General features: G+C 45.5%; 15 protein-coding genes. 12 read left to right on the forward strand and 3 right to left on the reverse strand.

All coding sequences use genetic code 11. The features are described from left to right. Positions 1 to 202: 202 nt before the first annotated feature. From QUB52_RS17865 to QUB52_RS17885, 5 genes are all read left to right on the forward strand, one after another. Entirely contained in the window at positions 203 to 724 is a 522-nt protein-coding gene (locus QUB52_RS17865; protein WP_332970025.1) for a pentapeptide repeat-containing protein, read from the forward strand. Positions 725 to 919: 195 nt separating this feature from the next. Continuing rightward, positions 920 to 1258, forward strand: coding sequence for a hypothetical protein (locus tag QUB52_RS17870; RefSeq protein ID WP_265239542.1), 339 nt, complete (start codon positions 920 to 922; stop codon positions 1256 to 1258). 140 nt (positions 1259 to 1398) lie between these two features. Beyond that, entirely contained in the window at positions 1399 to 3477 is a 2079-nt protein-coding gene (locus QUB52_RS17875; RefSeq protein WP_332974184.1) for a dynamin family protein, read from the forward strand. 124 nt (positions 3478 to 3601) lie between these two features. Continuing rightward, complete coding sequence (locus QUB52_RS17880) at positions 3602 to 5278, forward strand: dynamin family protein (RefSeq protein ID WP_332974185.1); 1677 nt, start codon at positions 3602 to 3604, stop codon at positions 5276 to 5278. A gap of 377 nt (positions 5279 to 5655) precedes the next feature. After that, positions 5656 to 6654 carry a VOC family protein gene (locus tag QUB52_RS17885; RefSeq protein ID WP_332974186.1) on the forward strand — a complete coding sequence of 333 codons (999 nt, stop codon included), beginning with the start codon at positions 5656 to 5658 and terminating at the stop codon, positions 6652 to 6654. Here QUB52_RS17885 and QUB52_RS17890 read toward each other — a convergent pair. Further along, complete coding sequence (locus tag QUB52_RS17890) at positions 6626 to 6760, reverse strand: hypothetical protein (protein WP_332974187.1); 135 nt, start codon at positions 6758 to 6760, stop codon at positions 6626 to 6628. The genes QUB52_RS17885 and QUB52_RS17890 overlap by 29 nt on opposite strands. A gap of 104 nt (positions 6761 to 6864) precedes the next feature. After that, positions 6865 to 8226: an NAD(P)/FAD-dependent oxidoreductase gene (locus QUB52_RS17895; protein ID WP_442923205.1), complete on the reverse strand. Its 1362-nt coding sequence runs from the start codon at positions 8224 to 8226 to the stop codon at positions 6865 to 6867. A 458-nt stretch (positions 8227 to 8684) separates the two neighbouring features. On the opposite strand from QUB52_RS17895, the gene QUB52_RS17900 reads away from it, so the two are divergent. The 7 genes from QUB52_RS17900 (at position 8685) to QUB52_RS17930 (ending at position 17448) form a co-directional block, all read left to right on the forward strand. Further along, the gene (locus QUB52_RS17900) at positions 8685 to 9497 is read left to right on the forward strand and encodes an SDR family oxidoreductase (RefSeq protein WP_332974189.1); all 813 of its coding nucleotides are present in this window, start codon (positions 8685 to 8687) and stop codon (positions 9495 to 9497) included. A 39-nt stretch (positions 9498 to 9536) separates the two neighbouring features. Beyond that, the gene (locus tag QUB52_RS17905) at positions 9537 to 12167 is read left to right on the forward strand and encodes an MGH1-like glycoside hydrolase domain-containing protein (RefSeq protein WP_332974190.1); all 2631 of its coding nucleotides are present in this window, start codon (positions 9537 to 9539) and stop codon (positions 12165 to 12167) included. Between the two features lie 308 nt (positions 12168 to 12475). Further along, a complete protein-coding gene (locus tag QUB52_RS17910) occupies positions 12476 to 12970 on the forward strand; it encodes a DUF2231 domain-containing protein (RefSeq protein WP_332974191.1) in 495 nt (164 codons plus the stop codon). Beyond that, positions 12967 to 13584: a DUF2231 domain-containing protein gene (locus QUB52_RS17915; protein ID WP_332974192.1), complete on the forward strand. Its 618-nt coding sequence runs from the start codon at positions 12967 to 12969 to the stop codon at positions 13582 to 13584. The genes QUB52_RS17910 and QUB52_RS17915 overlap by 4 nt, the downstream gene beginning before the upstream one ends. Before the next feature lie 61 nt (positions 13585 to 13645). Further along, on the forward strand, positions 13646 to 14563 hold the full coding sequence (locus tag QUB52_RS17920) for a cytochrome c oxidase subunit II (RefSeq protein ID WP_332974193.1): 918 nt from the start codon (positions 13646 to 13648) through the stop codon (positions 14561 to 14563). A 313-nt stretch (positions 14564 to 14876) separates the two neighbouring features. After that, positions 14877 to 16550: a cytochrome c oxidase subunit I gene (ctaD, locus tag QUB52_RS17925; protein ID WP_332974194.1), complete on the forward strand. Its 1674-nt coding sequence runs from the start codon at positions 14877 to 14879 to the stop codon at positions 16548 to 16550. Between the two features lie 286 nt (positions 16551 to 16836). Then, the gene (locus QUB52_RS17930; protein WP_332974196.1) at positions 16837 to 17448 is read left to right on the forward strand and encodes a cytochrome c oxidase subunit 3; all 612 of its coding nucleotides are present in this window, start codon (positions 16837 to 16839) and stop codon (positions 17446 to 17448) included. A gap of 20 nt (positions 17449 to 17468) precedes the next feature. Here QUB52_RS17930 and QUB52_RS17935 read toward each other — a convergent pair whose 3' ends face one another. Beyond that, positions 17469 to 17807: a colicin V family bacteriocin gene (locus QUB52_RS17935; RefSeq protein ID WP_332974197.1), complete on the reverse strand. Its 339-nt coding sequence runs from the start codon at positions 17805 to 17807 to the stop codon at positions 17469 to 17471. Positions 17808 to 17861 lie beyond the last annotated feature (54 nt).

A 17861-nucleotide genomic window follows, 5' to 3' on the forward strand; every position in this document is an offset into this window, starting at 1 on the left:
TATCGATCGATCTTGACATTACCGACCGCAAGCATGGTCGAGCAACGCAGAAATTTACAAATATAAAAAAAATCTTAGAAAAAATGCGATCGTTGTTACACAAGCTTAACATGAGAAGTGCCTAAGTATAAATACGCAAAATAATAACCATCAATTATCGTTATGGATTAGCTGCTATAGCTGTCCTCACAAACAGATGAAAATGCAAAAGCTAAGCGCTGAGCAATTGCTCGCTCAGTATTCTGAAGGCAAGCGAAATTTTGACGCTGTAGACTTAAGTGGAGATAACTTGTTTCAAGCAGATCTGGCAGAAATAAACCTTTCTGGTAGCGTTTTGAGGCGAGCTTATTTGCCCTACGGAAATCTGACTCAAGCTAATCTTTACAAAACTCAGTTGCAGGATGCTGAATTAGGCGATATTCAACTTTATCAAGCCAACTTGTCGGAAGCTAATTTGAGGGGAGCTAATTTATCAAGAGCAAATTTACGCCACGCCAATTTGCAAGGTGCTAATTTGCAAAAAGCGAATTTACAAGGTGCGGATTTGTACAATGCAGATTTGACCAATGCCGATTTGAGATATGCCGATTTGCAGAGAGCTAATTTGGAGAAAGCAAAGTTAACCAAAGCTCAATTGGCTGGCTGCAACTTCTTTCGATCGCGCTTGGTGGATTTGTCCGACGCTGAGTGCGATCGCACTACCATCGGCCCCGAAGGATATTGATTTCGCAGCAATACGTTTGGGCGATCGGCCGAAAAGGGCGTGAAGCGTAGCTATCCCGTAGGGAATCGTCCTTTTTGACATTTTTTAACATTTCTCGACACCGCTGACAATGTGAGTTAGAATCGTAGAGAACTTATCTCTCTGCAATATTGACAATCAACAACACATATTTCCACATAAAAAACGGTCAAATCTATGAATGATCCAGATGAAAAAGCCAGAGAACTCCGACACAAAGAACAACAACTTAGAAAACGAGAACAAGAACTTCGACTTCGCGAACTAGAAGCAGAAATCGAAAAATCGGTGCCAGAACATATAACGAGAAAGTACGAAGAACCAGATAGCGATCCTCAGGCAAAACTTAAAATATGGCGTCGAAAAATTATAGCAATCACTCAATTTACAGGTCTGGCAATTGTCGCGCTGGTTGCGATTCGCGTAGCATCTTGGCTGGGAACTGCGGTACTGGTTGGAGCAATTGCTTTGATTGGTTACAAAATATTGTTTGAAGATAAGAACTCTAAAAAATAACTGGCAGGGTATTGTAGTTATTGCAGGTTTGCACTGCGCACCTTATCGCTATCAATAACGCATCAAACCAATTTTACATAAACCATGACAAAATTATTTTGTTTGGAAATACCCCAGTAGTAAACAATCAGAAAATAACCATGAACCTCAAAGTAGAAACTAGCAGCTTTCTCAACGATTTAGAGCGAGTATCCGCAGTGCGCCGAGAAATTGCCGATCGCCTCAGCAACATCGCCACAGCCATCGAGCGATCGGAAGTAGCAGGAACCGAAGCATCAGGAAAACTCGGCTTAGAAACAGACAACGCCGACATCAATCTCGCCAGCAAAAACTTGCGTCAAGGAGTTTTCCGGCTGCTAGTATTAGGCGACATGAAACGCGGCAAAAGCACTTTTCTAAATGCCTTAATCGGCGAAAACTTGCTCCCCAGCGATGTCAATCCCTGTACGGCTTTGCTGACAATTTTGCGCTACGGTTCCGAAAAAAAAGTCACCGTTTATTTCAACGACGGCAAAAGCCCCAAACAGCTCGATTTTAAAAGTTTCAAACATGACTACACAATTGACCCCGCCGAAGCAAAACGCCTAGAATCAGAAAAGAAACCAGCATTTCCAGATATCGACTGCGCCGTAGTAGAATATCCCTTACCTTTGCTAGAAAAAGGCATCGAAATAGTAGACAGTCCCGGACTCAACGATACAGAAGCCCGCAACGAATTATCCCTCGGTTACATCAACAACTGCCACGCTATTTTGTTTGTGCTCAGGGCAACTCAGCCTTGTACAATGGGGGAAAGACGCTATCTGGAAAATTACATCAAAGGTCGCGGCTTGAGCATTTTCTTTCTAATCAATGCTTGGGATCAGGTGCGGGAAAGCTTGATTGACCCGGATGATCCTGAAGAAATGGCAGAAGCAGAAGAGAAACTGGGGAGGGTTTTTAAAGCTAATTTGGCTGAATATTGTTTAACAGAAGGACACGATATTTACGACGAACGAGTGTTTCCAATTACCTCAATTAAGGCGCTCAGGTTGCGGATCAAAAATCAGGATGCAGATTTGGCAGGAACTGGTTTTCCTGAGTTTATGGCGGCACTGAATACATTTTTGACCCAAGAAAGGGCGATTTCGGAATTGCGTCCGGCGAGGACTTTGGCGCGTCAGATTTCTGCTCGCGTCCGCGAAGCTGTTGGACGGCGCTTACCATTGCTCGATCGCGATGTCAATGAGTTGAAGGATAAGATTAATTCAGTTGAACCGGAGTTTAAGAAGCTGACTCAAATCCGCGATGAATTTCAACAAGAAATTAGCCGAGTTAGAGATAGTAAATCGCGGGCGATCGCAGATTCTTTCCGCGCCTACGTTCTCAACTTAGAACATAGTTTTGAAACCGACTTTTTGCGGTATCAACCGGAGCTGAGATTTCTGGATTTCTTCAGCCAAGACAAGCGAGAAGCATTTGAAGCATCGCTCAGACGAGCATTCGAGCAGTACATCAACGACAAACTAGCAGCTTGGACTCTCACCGCTGAACAAGAGATGAATTCAGCATTTTCGCAGTTGTCACAAAGTGCAGCAAATTACGGAGCATCTTACACAAAAGTAACTGAAAAAATTACCGAAAAACTGACCGGGCAAACAATTCCCACGCCAGTCAGCAACTCGAACGAAGATAACTCACCAGCTTGGGCAAAATGGGCGATGGGATTGTTTTCGTTAACGACAGGAAACCTGGCAGGCGTAGCAATGGCAGGAGCGGGTTTTGACTGGAAAAATATTCTGCTTAACTTAATTACTGTGTTGGGCGTTAGTACGATTTTTGCTAGCTTTACGGGGATTGTTTTGGGGCCGCTATATTTGGCTTTGTTGGGAATGGGTATTGGGGTTTTGCAAGCAGATGGAGCTCATAAACAGTTGGTGAAAGCGGCGAAAAAAGAGTTGGTGAAGTATCTGCCGCAGGTTGCCGAGCAGCAGTGGCAGCCAATTCACGATGCTGTGAAAGAGTGTTTTGATGTTTATGGACGCGAAGTGGGCGATCGCATGAATGATGATATTAACTCTCGGAAAGCTGAATTGGATAATTTGCTAGAACAAAAGCAATCTCGCGAGATTAATTGTCAGGCTGAATCTGAGCGGTTGGAAAAATTGGAGGCTGATGTTTCTGCCGAGTCGCAGAGTATTGAATCGGTTTATCAATGTTTCTTAGCATCCGCTAGTTAAATTTTTCCTAATCGTTCAAAGTTAACCGGTGCGCAGTGCACACCCTACAAACTCAACTCTTGTGGGGTGGGCATCTTGCCCGCCCCAAAACTTAAATTTAAATGTTATAATAGCTTGAAAAAATATGCAACAACCCGAAACTTATCAAGATCTAACTAACAATCTCAAGTCAGCACTCGGCATTCTAGAACTAGATAAAAACTCCCAACTTTACCGAGATACAACCTCAATCTGCGACTATCTTGCCAAACCAACTTTTCAAATCGCTGTCTTCGGCCCGTTTAATTACGGCAAGTCAACTTTGCTGAATGCTTTGCTGGGAAATCGTGCTTTGCCGATCGACCTTGTGCCAACTACAGGTGCCGCCATTTATGTCAACTACGGCGATGAATTGCACGCAAAAATCACGCTCAAAGACGGTACAGAAGTCAGCGAACCGGGGACGGATGTGTTGAAACGCTACGCCATCCTCGACGACGCTAGGCAAATGCGGGATGATGTGGCAGCCGTGAATGTGTACTGTCCCCACCCATTCCTAAAAACGGGCGTGGAATTGCTGGATTTGCCGGGAACTAACGATCGCCAAGAACAGGATAACTTGGTTAGGGATAAATTGCTCACTGCTGATTTAGTGGTGCAGGTTTTGGACGCTCGAAAATTGATGACTTTGGGCGAACGGGAGAACTTGAGAGACTGGTTGAGCGATCGCAACATCAACACAGTCGTCTTTGTTGCCAATTTTATCAATCTACTCGAACCAGACGACCAAAAACAAGTATACAATCGGTTGTTGTTTGTTGCCGAAAGTTTTCGCTCCAACTTGCCGAACAACATCAGCAATATTTACCGCGTCGATGCTTTACCCGCGTTGAGGGCGAGATTAAAAGGCGATGTAGCGGCGGCTCAAACTACAGGAATTGCCACGTTTGAATCGGCTTTGCAAAGTATTGTAGTAGCTCAACAGGAACAACTAGCAGTTAAGTTGCCCAGAATAGAAGCCATAGCTATTAAGATTTGTCAATCTCTGCGAGCTAAATCTGAAACTGTCGCCGCCGAAATAGCAGCAGCTCAACAAAAGCAAAAAGACAGAATAGAAATTAAACAAAAAGCCGAAAAATTGATATCTAAAGGCTTTCAATCCAGCGTTTCCGACTTCGAGATTTGGCTTTATCAACCCACATTTTTGCAGCGATATCAATCTGAAATGGCTCTGTCGCTTCAGGAAGGCAGTTTTGATGCGTGGAAGATAAAATTTCAGCGAGAGGTCTTAAATCAGCAGCAAACCATCGCAGAATGGGTAAATAAAGCTTGCGAGTTCTTTGACAAAGAACAGCCGATCGCCCTTTTGATCGCATTTCCCCCAGCCCCGCAAATCGCTTTACCAGAGCCACCGCCAGCTCCGGCTGCTAAAAGGTCGATCGACAGCGAAGTGACTCCAGTGGCGATCGCCACCGGCTTAGGTTGGCTGTTGGGCGGGCCTGTGGGAGCCGCAGTAGTCGGCGGTGCTAGCTATATTTTGAACAAAAGAACTGGGTATGAAAAGCCGCCTGAATCCTCAGAAGCTTATCTCAATCAAGTCGCAGAAATTTGCAATGATGCTGCTAAAAACTATCTTGCCCGCTTCAGCACAGATACTTTTTCGATGCTGCAACACTACAAGGAAATCGCCGCCAAAGTTATCTGTTTTCAAGACAGCCAAGAGCCATTAAAAGTTAATGTCCAGCAGCATCAATTACAGTTATTAAATACTTTAACGGAGAACTTAGAGCAAGAATTGGCAACCATACAAGTCAGGTTATAGCTGCCATTTGCGGAGCCGGATATCGATCGCCCGCAGCAATACCTTTCGGTGCGACGGCTTCAATTCGCTGCAAGCGTAAAGAGGGCAACCACGAGGGGTTGCCCCTACAAGAATTACACAACTGATTTAGGATTGCTATATCTACCAGACAATCTGTGCACTCTAAGCTTTCAACTCTTACAATCCTAGGGAGGCAGCAGGGCGATCGCATCTTTCCAAGGACATAATGCTATTGTTGTATTTAAAATGCTAGGCTGTGAGAAATAATTAAAATTTGAGGCCGAACAAGCGGGGTCGAGCGGCGAGGTATTAGGAAATTTTCCCCAAGTTTTTTCGCATCTGGCTGCAATCTTCGGATCGGCGTGAAATTGAGATAAATGACTCTAAAGTTTATGAATAATTCTCCTCTACAAGTGCAGAAAATTCGAGCTATTGCATTGACGGTGACAAATGCGGATCGCTCCCAGGAGTTTTATACGAAAGCCCTCTCCTTTAAATTTGTTTCAGATATTACGGTTGAAGGGCAAAAATACAGCGAGCTCGAAGGTGTTGAGCAGGTCAAAATCCGCATTGTTAGTTTGCAGCTTGGAGATGAACAGATTGAGCTGATGCAATATCTTAACGTTGAGGGAAAACCCATCCCCAAAGATTCGCAAAGTAATGATTTGTGGTTTCAACATTTGGCAATTGCAGTCAGTGACATCGATCGCGCTTTTGCACACCTGCGCTGTTTTCCCATTGTCCCCATCTCCACTGCACCGCAGACAATACCGCCGGAAAATCAAGAAGCTGCTGGCGTGCGAGCTTTTAAATTTAAAGACATTGACGGCCACAATTTAGAGCTAATTTGGTTCCCGGAGGACAAAGGACAAGAAAAGTGGCATCAAAAGGGCGATCGCTGCTTTTTAGGAATCGATCATAGCGCGATCGCAATTAGCAACACCGAGCAAAGTCTCCACTTTTACCGCGACTTACTGGGAATGCAAGTTAAGGGAGGCAGCCTCAACCAAGGCGAAACCCAAGTTCGCCTCGATAATTTGCCAGAAGCTAAAGTCAAAATCACCGCACTGCGGCCGATTCAAGGCGGTTTAGGACTTGAACTATTAGACTATTTAGTTACTCCAAAAGGCCGCCCCATACCGAGGGATTGGAAAAGTTGCGATATTGCTCATATGCAAGTCCAACTAATTGTTAACGATCTTGAGCAACTATTAGAAAAGTTGCAGGAAAATAAAGTTGAGTTCGTCTCACCGGGACTTGTGCAATTTGGAGATAATTCCAGTTTTTCCCGCCAAAGTTGCCTCGTCAAAGATCCTGACGGACACGCAATCTTACTGACATCTCCTGTCACTGAGGGCGATCGCCATCGCCACTAATATTCCCGTTCGTAGTGCGGACTTGCATACGCTCCAAATGCGATCGTACCCACCGCAAAAGCCCGATCGCACTTTGGTTCGTAGTACGGACTTCAGTCCGTTCCATGAAAGCGGACTGAAGTCCGCACTACGAACCATGTTTGTTATGGTAATCGACCGGACAGGATTTCACTAACTAAGCTATTTCAAAATATTGCTAAGATTTAGCCATTAACTATCTGTATTGTCCTTGCTATCTCCTAACATTTGCATCAATTTTCTAGCCACGACAACGCCCACTACAGCACCGCCAACCCATTTAACCACATCAGCAGTGTGAATAGGGTGCAAGTGGCGATCGAAAATTTCATCCTTCAGCCATTCCTCTGTTACTTTTAAATTATGAACGGGAGTGGGTAATAACTCTAAATAAGTACCTTGGCGAATTAAATGACCGACCTCTCCGGTAACTTCAAAGCTATTGTAAATGTTAGCCACACTTTCTTCTATCCCTAGTTTTAACAGCGTTCCCCGCAGGTTAACTTCCGCAGGTTTTAGCTCATTTCCTAAAGCCAGAGCATTCAAATTGTGAGCGATTGCAGCTCCCTGCTGATAAGCAACTTGAGCGGTTGGAGGTAAAGAATTGCCTTGCACTGCTGCACAATCTCCCCCAGCAAAAACTTCAGGAAAATCCAGCAATTGTAGTGTAGGGTTCACTAAAGGGCGACCGTGTTTGTCTCGGCTTGCCTCAGAAATCTCTAAACCTTTAATCAGCGAATTAATGTTAGTTCCTGTAGTCCAAATTACTGTAGCTGTTGATAAAGTTTCCGCCTGTCCGTGGCGCTGATATTCTACTTCGTTGGGGCAAATAGCAGTCGCTTTTGCCTCCATAATAAATTCTACGGGTACAGTGCGTTTTTGCAGAGCATTTTTCGCAATTTCGCGCAGGTGACTGTTAATATCGTTATCCAGGATTTGCTCGCCGTGATTGACTAAAACGACCCGCACTTCCTCTGCATTGCCACCCATAGCAGCATACCAATTAGGCAGTAAATCGCCTAATGTACCTGCCATTTCCACACCGGAAGCTCCAGCACCTATGACGGTGACAGTCAGGAATTTGCGCCGCTTTTCTGCATCTTGAATCTGAAGAGCTTGTTGCAAGCAGTCGCGCAGGTGTTTGTCAATGGCGATCGCATCTTCTCCGGTACGGAGAGGGAACGCATTTTCTCGCGCACCCTCAACGCCAAAATATCCTGTAACGCTACCTAACGCCAAAACTAAATTGCTGTAATTGTAGGAATCTCCCGATGTTACTTTGACTAACCGCTGTTGCAAATCAATCGATTGAACGGCATCTTTAACAAAAATTACACCGCTACCTTTTAGCAATTCCTCATAGCGCGGCCAAACTTCTTCTGCACCCATCTCGCCACTAAAATATTCGTAAAGTAACGGCTTAAAGGAAAAGCGATCCTCTTTTTCGATCAAAATTACAGAACGGGGATAGTGTTGATGGCTCAAGTGCAAAGCTGTAAATAGTCCAGCAAAGCCGCCACCTACAATTACAGTTTGATAGATTGTGTTGTTCATCATACTGTTTGTTAAATTTGATAATTTTCTTGATGTACTAATTATTATACAAAAATGCAGCTTGATTCTAACTAACCTCAACTTAGATCGCCTTTGGTCGATTACGATCGCAAAAAAGGTTTGCAGTCCGCCCTCCAGCAAGCTCCCTGTGGAGAACCCAACTCCGCAATAGGAACTAATCTTACTGCGGTTAATCGACAGGACATGATATTAGAGGTAATAGTTATTCAAAGGTATCTGCCTTAAGAAAGACATAATTTTAAACTATATACTTCTTAAGGCATAAATAAATTTTTGTTTAAAATGACTAGACGCTATAATTAGCAAGAGTTTGAACTAAAGCAATTTCTTATAGTAGCTATTTTTATTACAAATTTGACAAAAGTTTGTTATCAATTTGACAAATAGAGTCTATATAATAAATGTCTAATAAATTTTCAAAATGACGGAGAAAAAATATGAGCTTTTCCCCTGAGCTTCTTAAAGGCCAAAAAGCTCTGGTAACGGGCGGAAGTTCTGGTATCGGCGAAGCGATCGCCCGTGCTTTAGCTCTAGCAGGCGCATCTGTTGCAGTCAATTACCACTCGGAAGCTGAAGACGCGCAGAAAATTGTCGAGGATATCAAAGCCGGGGGTGCAGAAGCGATCGCCATTGGTGCCGACGTTAGCAAAGAAGACGAAGTTAAGGCTATGTTCGGTCAGGCGATCGAGGAATTTGGTACGATCGACATCCTGGTTAATAACGCAGGTCTGCAAAAAGATTCGCCCTTGGTAGATATGACACTCGACCAATGGAACCTAGTCATTGGAATCAACCTAACCGGACAGTTTTTGTGTGCTCGCGAAGCTGCCAAAGAATTTATGCGGCGGGGCGTACAACCTCATATTTCTGCGGCGGCGGGCAAAATTATTTGCATGAGTTCAGTACATGAGGTAATTCCTTGGGCGGGTCACGTCAACTATGCTGCTAGTAAAGGCGGTATAAATATGATGATGCGGAGTATTGCCCAAGAACTTGCACCCCATAGAATTCGAGTTAATAGTATTGCGCCAGGGGCTATAAAAACCCCCATCAATACATCAGCATGGAATACACCAGAAGCCGAAGCAAAGTTATTAAAACTTATTCCTTACGGTCGAGTTGGGGAAGTAGAAGATATCGCTAAAACTGCTGTTTGGCTGGCTTCTGATGACTCGGATTATGTCTGCGGTGCAACCCTGTTTGTGGATGGCGGCATGACATTGTATCCAGGATTTGCTACAGGAGGCTAATCGAGATTATGCAATCAGAAATATTCTCGGATAACTGCAATGGATGCTGAACAGGAACGAATTCAAGAAAACAGCGAAATGAAAGCGCACTGGAACCGCTGGGGTTCTTATTTAAGCGATCGCCAGTGGGGAACAGTCCGCGAAGATTATTCGCCAAACGGTGAGGCTTGGGAGTATTTCCCTCACGATGTGGCGCGATCGCGCGCCTACCGCTGGGGTGAAGATGGATTAGGCGGATTTTGCGATCGCCACGGTCAAATTTGCTTCGCCCTAGCAATGTGGAACGGCCGAGATCCGATTTTGAAAGAGCGTTTATTTGGACTTACCAACAGTCAAGGAAATCACGGAGAAGATGTCAAAGAATACTACTTTTATTTAGACAATACGCCAACTCATTCTTATATGCGCTGGCTGTACAAATACCCGCAGCAGGAATATCCTTATACTTTGTTGGTTGAGGAAAATGCCAGACGCGACAAATGTCAGCCAGAATATGAGTTGATGGATACGGGAATTTTTGAGGGCGATCGCTATTTCGACATCGTTGCTGAATACGCCAAAGCATCCCCAGAAGATATTTGCATTCGCATCAGCGCTACTAACCGAGGTGCAGAAACAGCAATCCTTGACTTATTGCCGACTTTATGGTTTCGCAATACTTGGTCTTGGACTGATAGCAAAAAATCAGCGTATGTGGCTCGATCGGGCGATGGAGTTATCAAAGCTCACCATCAAGAATATGGCGATCGCTGGCTATTTTGTCAAGACAATCCTCCCCTGTTATTTACTGAAAATGAAACCAACCTACAGCGCCTGTACGGTGTCGCCAATACCTCACCTTATGTTAAAGATGCTTTCCACGAATTAATCGTTCACAATCACCAAGAAGCTGTCAATCCCGCTCAAATTGGCACTAAAGCTGCCGCCCGCTATCACCTAAAAATTGAGCCAGGAGAAACCGCAGTTATTAAACTCAGATTTACTGATGTTTATACCGACACTCCTTTTAACCAAGAGTTTGCAGACACCTTCATTCAAAGGCAAAAAGAAGCCGATGAATTTTACGAATCCCTAACTCCAAATCTTGAGGAAGATGTCCGCAACGTACAGCGTCAAGCCTTTGCTGGCTTATTGTGGACTAAACAGTTTTACGCCTACGATGTTTGCACTTGGTTGCGAGGCGATCCAGCAGAACCAACACCGCCGGCGCAGCGTTTAAATGGTCGCAATTCTGACTGGCGAAACTTCTATGCAGAAGAAGTCATTTCCATGCCAGATACATGGGAATATCCTTGGTTTGCGGCCTGGGATTTGGCATTTCACTGCATACCGATCGCCTTAATCGATCCTGACTTTGCCAAGCGCCAATTACTACAGCTAACTCGCCAGTGGTATATGCACCCAAACGGTCAAATTCCGGCCTATGAATGGGCATTTGGAGATGTTAACCCGCCAGTGCAAGCTTGGGCGGCATGGCGAGTTTATAAAATTGAAGAAAAGCGAGTAGGTAAAGGCGATCGCGACTTCCTCGAACGGATATTTCACAGAATGTTGCTGAACTTTATTTGGTGGGTAAACCGCAAAGATCCGCAAGGTGCAAATTTGTTTCAAGGTGGCTTTTTAGGCTTAGATAATATTGGAGTATTTGACCGCAGCAAACCCTTGCCAACTGGCGGCCATTTGGAACAAGCAGACGGCACGGCATGGATGGGAATGTTTTCGTTAAATATGTTAGCAATCGCCTTAGAACTTGCCCGCGAAGATCAAGTTTACTCAGACATGGCGATCAAATTTTTTGAACACTTTCTTCACATAGCCGATGCTGTCAACCATGTTGGTTCCCAAAAAATCGGTTTGTGGGATGAGGAAGATGGGTTTTATTACGATGCCCTGTCTCAGCCAGACGGTGAATGTTCCTTGCTAAAAGTCCGCTCAATGGTGGGGATGACGCTTTTATTTGCCGTCGATACCCTGGAAAGTGACTTATTAGAAACAGTACCGGGATTTAAAGAGCAAATCGATTGGTTTTTGAAGAACCGCCCAGAACTAAAAAATAATATTGCTTGTATGGAAATTCCCGGAGTCGGTGAGCGCAGGCTGCTTTCAATTACCACCCCCGAAAAATTGCAGCGTGTCCTCAAAAGGCTGCTAGATGAAAATGAATTTCTATCGCCTTACGGCATCCGCTCCCTCTCTCGCTATCATTTAGAACATCCGTTTATCTTTGAGTGGGATGGCATTAAATATCAGGTAGACTATGAGCCTGCCGAGTCTACAACTGAGCAATTTGGTGGCAACTCAAACTGGCGAGGCCCGATTTGGTTTCCGTTAAATTTCTTATTAATTGAATCGTTGCAAAAATATTACCATTATTTCGGTGATGACTTCAAAGTAGAATTTCCTACGGGTTCTGGAGTTATGATGAATTTATGGGAAGTTGCCTTGCAATTAGAGCAGCGGCTCAATAGCATTTTTCTCAGAGGTAAAGATGGTAAAAGACCAGTCTATGGCGGTTTGGAAAAGTTTCAAAACGATCCTCACTGGCACGATTTGATTTTGTTTAACGAATACTTTCACGGCGACAACGGTGCAGGATTGGGCGCGTCGCACCAAACGGGATGGACTGCTGTGGTGGCGAAACTGATCCAGCAAGTGAGTGACAAACCATGAAACTAACAATGTTTTGTTTAAATCGATCTTATAGATATGAAATTGGCAATTTTCAGCAAACCGAATTGCGTTCTAACCATAAAGACAAAATTGGTTTGTAGTGAGGACTTTAGTCCTTCTGATTGCGGACTAAAGTCCTCACTACAAACCTGTATTGCGCTCTAACCATAAAGACAAGATTGGTTCGTAGTGAGGACTTTAGTCCTTCTGATTGCGGACTAAAGTCCTCACTACGAACCTGTGAATTGTTGATACTTGGCAATTGGATTGGACATGATATAATTCATTGATGCCGTAAGGACAAAGCAATGCCTGCTCTACCTCTCAATAGCGCCAATCTACCTTACCCAGATCCGCTCCATCCGATTCTTGTTCACTTTGTAATTGCGATGGTGATTTTCTCGTTTTTCTGCGACGTTGTGGGATATTTCACTCGCAATCACCGCTTGTTTGAGGTGAGTTTCTGGAACTTGTTTGTGGCGACAGTTTCCATATTCCTAGCTGTGATGTTCGGTCAGTTTGAAGCTGGTTTGTCGCAACCTTACGAGGTGGTTAAGCCGGTACTGAATTTGCACACGATTACAGGATGGTCACTGGCGGCAATTCTGGCGGGAATTATGGGTTGGCGCTTTGTAATTCGCAGGCGCAATCCCTTGAAAGTACCGCCGGCTTATCTGGGGGCGACAACTTTTTTGAGTTGTTTGGTTTTATTTCAAACATATCTGGGAACTCGGCTGGTTTGGGTTTACGGGTTGCACGTAGAGCCGATCGTTGAAGCGACGAAAAGAGGGATTTTGCAATGAACTCGCAACTTGTGCAGCAACTTGTCGATCAATTGGGGTTCAAGCTAGGTGCAAATAGACTGCCCTACGAAGTGCCAATTCATCCGAATTTGGTGCATTTTACCCTTGGTTTGTTTATAATTGCCATCTTGTTTGATATAGCAGGAAATCTTTTTCCGCTAGAAAGACCGATTTTGAAGTTTTTGGCTGTTCCTGCGCTCAGATCGGGCTTTTATGATGTGGGCTGGTACAATTTGGTCGCAAGTGCGATCGTCACATTTTTTACTGTAGCAGCCGGATTTTTCGAGATTATGCTCGCAGATCCCCCTGCGAATGTTAAAAGTGCGTGGGGGTTGGGTGCTGCGCCGACGATGCTATTGCACGGTTTGGGCGGAGTTTTGCTCTTGGGGGCGATCGTTGCCCTGACCGTGTGGAGGGGGTTTCAGCGCTACCGTTGGCGCAAAGAAGCCAGCAGACAAGTGCAGTGGAGCTATTTGCTAGCAGGGGTTGTCATGCTGGGTTTACTATTCGTTCACGGGACGCTGGGAGCACACATGGGAGACCAGTTTGGAATTCACAATACGGCTGCGGGTTTGCTCCGACAGGGATTAAATCCTAGTTCTGCACTCCAGTAAATAGGTAAATAAATTAGAGTTTTCAGTTACAATACGCATCTTTTCAAACAGCAGGAATTTTATGAAAGTTTTCATGAGCTTGCTATTGGCGATCGCGATCGCCTTAGATATGATAGCCAGCCACTGGGTGGGACAGCAGGCCTATTCTTGGATGCCCAGCCAGGGAACCGCAGAAGCCCAACAAGTTGACAATCTGTTTAGCTTCTTGGTATCGATCGGAACGTTTATTTTTGTGGGAATTGTTGCCATTATCCTCTATTCTATTCTCACTTCCCGCGTCCAGAAAGGAGACTTCAGCCACGGTCATCCTGCGAGGGGGAATTGGAAAATCGAGGTTCTTTGGGTAGTGGTTCCGGTGTTGTTAGTGACGTGGGTTGCCGCTCAAAGCTACATGATTTATCAGAAAATCAACATCCAAGGTTTGACGCCGATCGCCCACTTGCACATGGCTCTAGAAGAACCTGTTTATGCCGCCAGCAAACCCACGGAAAACAACAATAATCCTAAACCAGTTGCTGAAGAGATTGAGGTAATTGCTAAACAGTGGTCTTGGTCTTTCCGCTATCCGCGCCAGAATGTTACCAGTACAGAATTGCACCTGCCAGTTAATCAAAATGTGCGGCTGACATTGCAATCACTGGATGTTATTCACGGTTTCTACGTTCCTGAATTCCGCATCAAGCAAGATATCATTCCCAACAGCAGTATTAATTTTGTGTTTGCACCGATCCGAGAAGGCAAATATCGGTTGAGAGATTCTCAATTTAGCGGCACTTACTTTGCTCTGATGGATGCGGATGTGTACGTTGAATCCCCCGAAGCTTACGATCGCTGGCTGACCAAAGCTGCGAAGCAATCGCCAACTCCTGCAAGCAATCGGGCGGTTTCCGAACACACAAAGCAAGTGCAGAACGCCAAAGGCAGCTTCTGGCCAACTGTGAAACCGGCTGCGCCTCCTGTGGTGAATCATCCCAACTGATCGGGAGCATCTCCTGCATTGCAATAAGTTCTACAATACGCGAGCGAGGACGATCGCACTATTATATATAAATCAATACGCTTCACTTAAGACAGATCCCCCCTAACCCCCCTTAAAAAGGGGAGTAGGGGGTGGGACAAGAATGCCCTCAAAGTCCCCCTTCTTAAGGGGGATTTAGGGGGATCTCCGGGGCATAAATATGTTAAGTGAACCGTATTGATATATCAATGCAAAACACCAGATGCTCCCAACAGATCGAACTATTCGGCAAAAAACAGAATTTGCTCTTGATTAATAACTAAGCAACTGAAAAATGACAAATAACTCGATTGAAAACATAGCCAACGGTGGCGATCGTGAAAGCGATCGCAGCGAAAATCCGATTGATTGGCGGCGCTACATTAGCTTCAGCAAAGACCACAAAGTTATCGGCATTCAGTACCTAATTACTGCTTTTATCTTCTTTTTAATCGCGGGTTTATTCTCGATGATTATGCGCGCCGAACTGATCACTCCAGCATTAAATCTAGTCGATCGCCCGCTCTACAATGGTTTGTTCACCATGCACGGGACAATAATGATCTTCCTGTGGGTTTTCCCCTGCATGGTGGGTCTAGGCAACTACCTGATACCGCTGATGATCGGGGCGCGGGACATGGCGTTTCCCCTCCTCAATGCCCTCTCCTTCTGGATAATTCCCCCCGCAGGCATCCTGCTGATTTCCAGCTTCTTGCTGCCCAGCGGCACCGCCCAGGCCGGCTGGTGGTCTTACCCGCCGGTCAGCATCCAGAACCCGTCAGGCGATTTAATCAACGGCCAATTTATCTGGCTGGTGAGTGTGGCGCTGCTAGGCATCTCGTCGATTATGGGGGGAATTAACTTCGTAACGACGATCGTCAGAATGAGAGCACCGGGCATGACTTGGTTCCGAATGCCAATCTTTGTGTGGACGGTTTTGAGCGCCCAGTTGCTGCAACTTTTTTGCCTGCCAGCCCTGACTGCGGCTGCGGTGCTGATGTTGTTCGATTTAGCCTTGGGGACAACCTTTTTCGATCCTTTTAACGAAGGCAGCCCGATTCTCTACCAGCACTTATTCTGGTTTTATTCGCACCCCGCAGTTTACGTGATGGCGCTGCCGGCCTTCGGTATTTTTTCGGAGATTTTGCCGGCTTTTTCCCGCAACCCATTGTTTGGCTATAAATCAGTAGCGATCGCATCCTTTGCAATTTCTCTACTCAGCATCTTCGTTTGGGTACACCATATGTTCGCCAGCGGCACTCCCGGCTGGATGCGGATGCTGTTCATGTTCTCCACCATGTTAGTCGCCGTGCCGACTGGCGTTAAGGTATTCGCTTGGACTGCTACCGTTTGGGGCGGAAAGCTGCACCTGGAAACGCCGATGCTGTTTGCCTTGGGTGGCGTAGTCATGTTTCTGTTCGGCGGCATCACCGGCGTTATGCTGGGAGCAGTGCCTTTTAATCTGCACGTAAATAATACTTATTTTATAGTCGGCCACTTCCACTACATTGTGTTTAACACCATCACAATTGCGATTTTTGGAGCAATTTACTACTGGTTTCCCAAGATGACTGGGCGGATGTACGCCGAGGGTTGGGGCAAAATCCACTTCTGGCTGACTTTTATCGGGGCTAATCTAACTTTCTTTCCGATGCACCCGTTGGGCTTGCAAGGGATGGTGCGCCGCGTTGCTTCCTACGATCCGCAATACCAAGGCTTGAACGTCATTGCCAGTTTGGGGGGATTTTTGCTGGGGGTATCGACGCTGCCTTTTATCGTCAATATGGTGGTTTCCGCGCTACAGGGCCCGAAAGCAACTAACAATCCTTGGCACGCTACGGGGTTGGAGTGGACTGTTTCTTCGCCGCCGCCTGTTGAGAATTTTGCCCAGATTCCGATTGTGACTTTGCCGCCCTACCACTATGTCGATTCTCCAGATGCGATCGCCCAGGCTTCTACTCAAGAATAGCTGCAATTCGATCGCTGATTTCAGGCGGATAAACACAGATTAACGCAGATATTTTCAAGCATTGAGAGAGGGCGGGTTTTGCCATTTATTTAGTCATTTGTATCAGATATTCTTAGCTAAACCCGCCCCTACAAAATGCTAATAACCAATGACTAATGACTGATGAACGAGAGGGCGGGTTTTGCCATTTATTTAGTCATTTGTATCAGATATTCTTAGCTAAACCCGCCCCTACAAAATGCTAATGACTAATGACTAATGACTAATGACTAATGACCAATGACTAATGACTTCTTTACTTATGGCAAATCCTACGCATTCAGACCGATCGCCCCAAGGAAGCAACGAAAATTCTCACGATCGCAAAAACGGGATGTTTGGCTTTACCGCATTCTTGCTTTCCGAGAGTATGGTCTTCCTCAGTTTTTTCGCCGTCTACATCATCTTGCGGCAGACAACTCCTAACTGGCTGCCTCCTGGTGTTCCGAAATTAGAGGTGCTTAAACCTGCCATTAGCACGGCGGTACTGGTTTCGAGCAGTTTTGTCATTTATTTTGCCGAAAGGGCCCTCGATCGCCGGAAACTGGGTTTATTTCGCTTGCTGTGGCTGACGGCATCGTTGATGGGAACTTACTTTTTAGTTAATCAGGCGATCGAGTGGAACCACCTATCTTTTGGGCTGACTACAGGTTTGTTCGGCGGGACATTTTATCTGCTGACTGGGTTTCACGGTTTGCACGTTTTTGTCGGGATTATCTTGCAGCTAATTATGCTTGTCCGTTCTTTCATTCCTGGGAATTACAATGCCGGTCACTTTGGCGTGAGTGCAGCTTCTTTGTTTTGGCACTTTGTTGATGTGATTTGGATTGTTTTGTTCTCGCTGGTTTATCTGTGGTAGTTCTATTTTTTGCCCAAACCCTACCCTTGCGGTTTGGATAGTGCTTGTAATTCTTCCCAAGTGTAATGTTTGGGCAATTCAACTGGCTTATTATTAGCGCCTAAACCTAACCCGATCGCAGGCTGAATTTCGGCGATCGCCTCTGAAGCAACATCAGCCACCGCATTGCCGGCAATTCCGCCCGCGATCGCCCCTGCGATGCTACCAATTGCAGCACCAAACTTTCCGCCCACAGAATTACCAATGGCGGCACCGGCTACACCGCCACCGACTGCGCCCAATCCTGTGGCGATCGGGTGAGATTCAGATGTTTCTGATGGTTCTGTACCGTTTTCATGTGGCTGTTTAGCATCATTCATTGCCATTATTTCCTCACAATTTTTGCTATTGTTTTTTCAATTTGTGCTTTCCCA

Source organism: Microcoleus sp. A6-C6 (genome assembly GCF_036705955.1).
Taxonomy (GTDB): domain Bacteria; phylum Cyanobacteriota; class Cyanobacteriia; order Cyanobacteriales; family Microcoleaceae; genus Microcoleus.

What these genes read in the sequence shown, in the direction of transcription:
- QUB52_RS17875 (WP_332974184.1), top strand. Translation starts at nt 1,399, where the DNA reads ATGAACCTCAAAGTAGAAACTAGCAGCTTTCTCAACGATTTAGAGCGA.
- QUB52_RS17905 (WP_332974190.1), top strand. Translation starts at nt 9,537, where the DNA reads ATGGATGCTGAACAGGAACGAATTCAAGAAAACAGCGAAATGAAAGCG.
- QUB52_RS17895 (WP_442923205.1), bottom strand. Translation starts at nt 8,226, where the DNA reads ATGAACAACACAATCTATCAAACTGTAATTGTAGGTGGCGGCTTTGCT.
- QUB52_RS17880 (WP_332974185.1), top strand. Translation starts at nt 3,602, where the DNA reads ATGCAACAACCCGAAACTTATCAAGATCTAACTAACAATCTCAAGTCA.
- QUB52_RS17930 (WP_332974196.1), top strand. Translation starts at nt 16,837, where the DNA reads ATGACTTCTTTACTTATGGCAAATCCTACGCATTCAGACCGATCGCCC.
- QUB52_RS17935 (WP_332974197.1), bottom strand. Translation starts at nt 17,807, where the DNA reads ATGAATGATGCTAAACAGCCACATGAAAACGGTACAGAACCATCAGAA.
- QUB52_RS17885 (WP_332974186.1), top strand. Translation starts at nt 5,656, where the DNA reads ATGACTCTAAAGTTTATGAATAATTCTCCTCTACAAGTGCAGAAAATT.
- QUB52_RS17900 (WP_332974189.1), top strand. Translation starts at nt 8,685, where the DNA reads ATGAGCTTTTCCCCTGAGCTTCTTAAAGGCCAAAAAGCTCTGGTAACG.
- QUB52_RS17920 (WP_332974193.1), top strand. Translation starts at nt 13,646, where the DNA reads ATGAAAGTTTTCATGAGCTTGCTATTGGCGATCGCGATCGCCTTAGAT.
- QUB52_RS17915 (WP_332974192.1), top strand. Translation starts at nt 12,967, where the DNA reads ATGAACTCGCAACTTGTGCAGCAACTTGTCGATCAATTGGGGTTCAAG.
- QUB52_RS17865 (WP_332970025.1), top strand. Translation starts at nt 203, where the DNA reads ATGCAAAAGCTAAGCGCTGAGCAATTGCTCGCTCAGTATTCTGAAGGC.
- QUB52_RS17910 (WP_332974191.1), top strand. Translation starts at nt 12,476, where the DNA reads ATGCCTGCTCTACCTCTCAATAGCGCCAATCTACCTTACCCAGATCCG.
- ctaD (WP_332974194.1), top strand. Translation starts at nt 14,877, where the DNA reads ATGACAAATAACTCGATTGAAAACATAGCCAACGGTGGCGATCGTGAA.
- QUB52_RS17890 (WP_332974187.1), bottom strand. Translation starts at nt 6,760, where the DNA reads ATGGAACGGACTGAAGTCCGTACTACGAACCAAAGTGCGATCGGGCTT.
- QUB52_RS17870 (WP_265239542.1), top strand. Translation starts at nt 920, where the DNA reads ATGAATGATCCAGATGAAAAAGCCAGAGAACTCCGACACAAAGAACAA.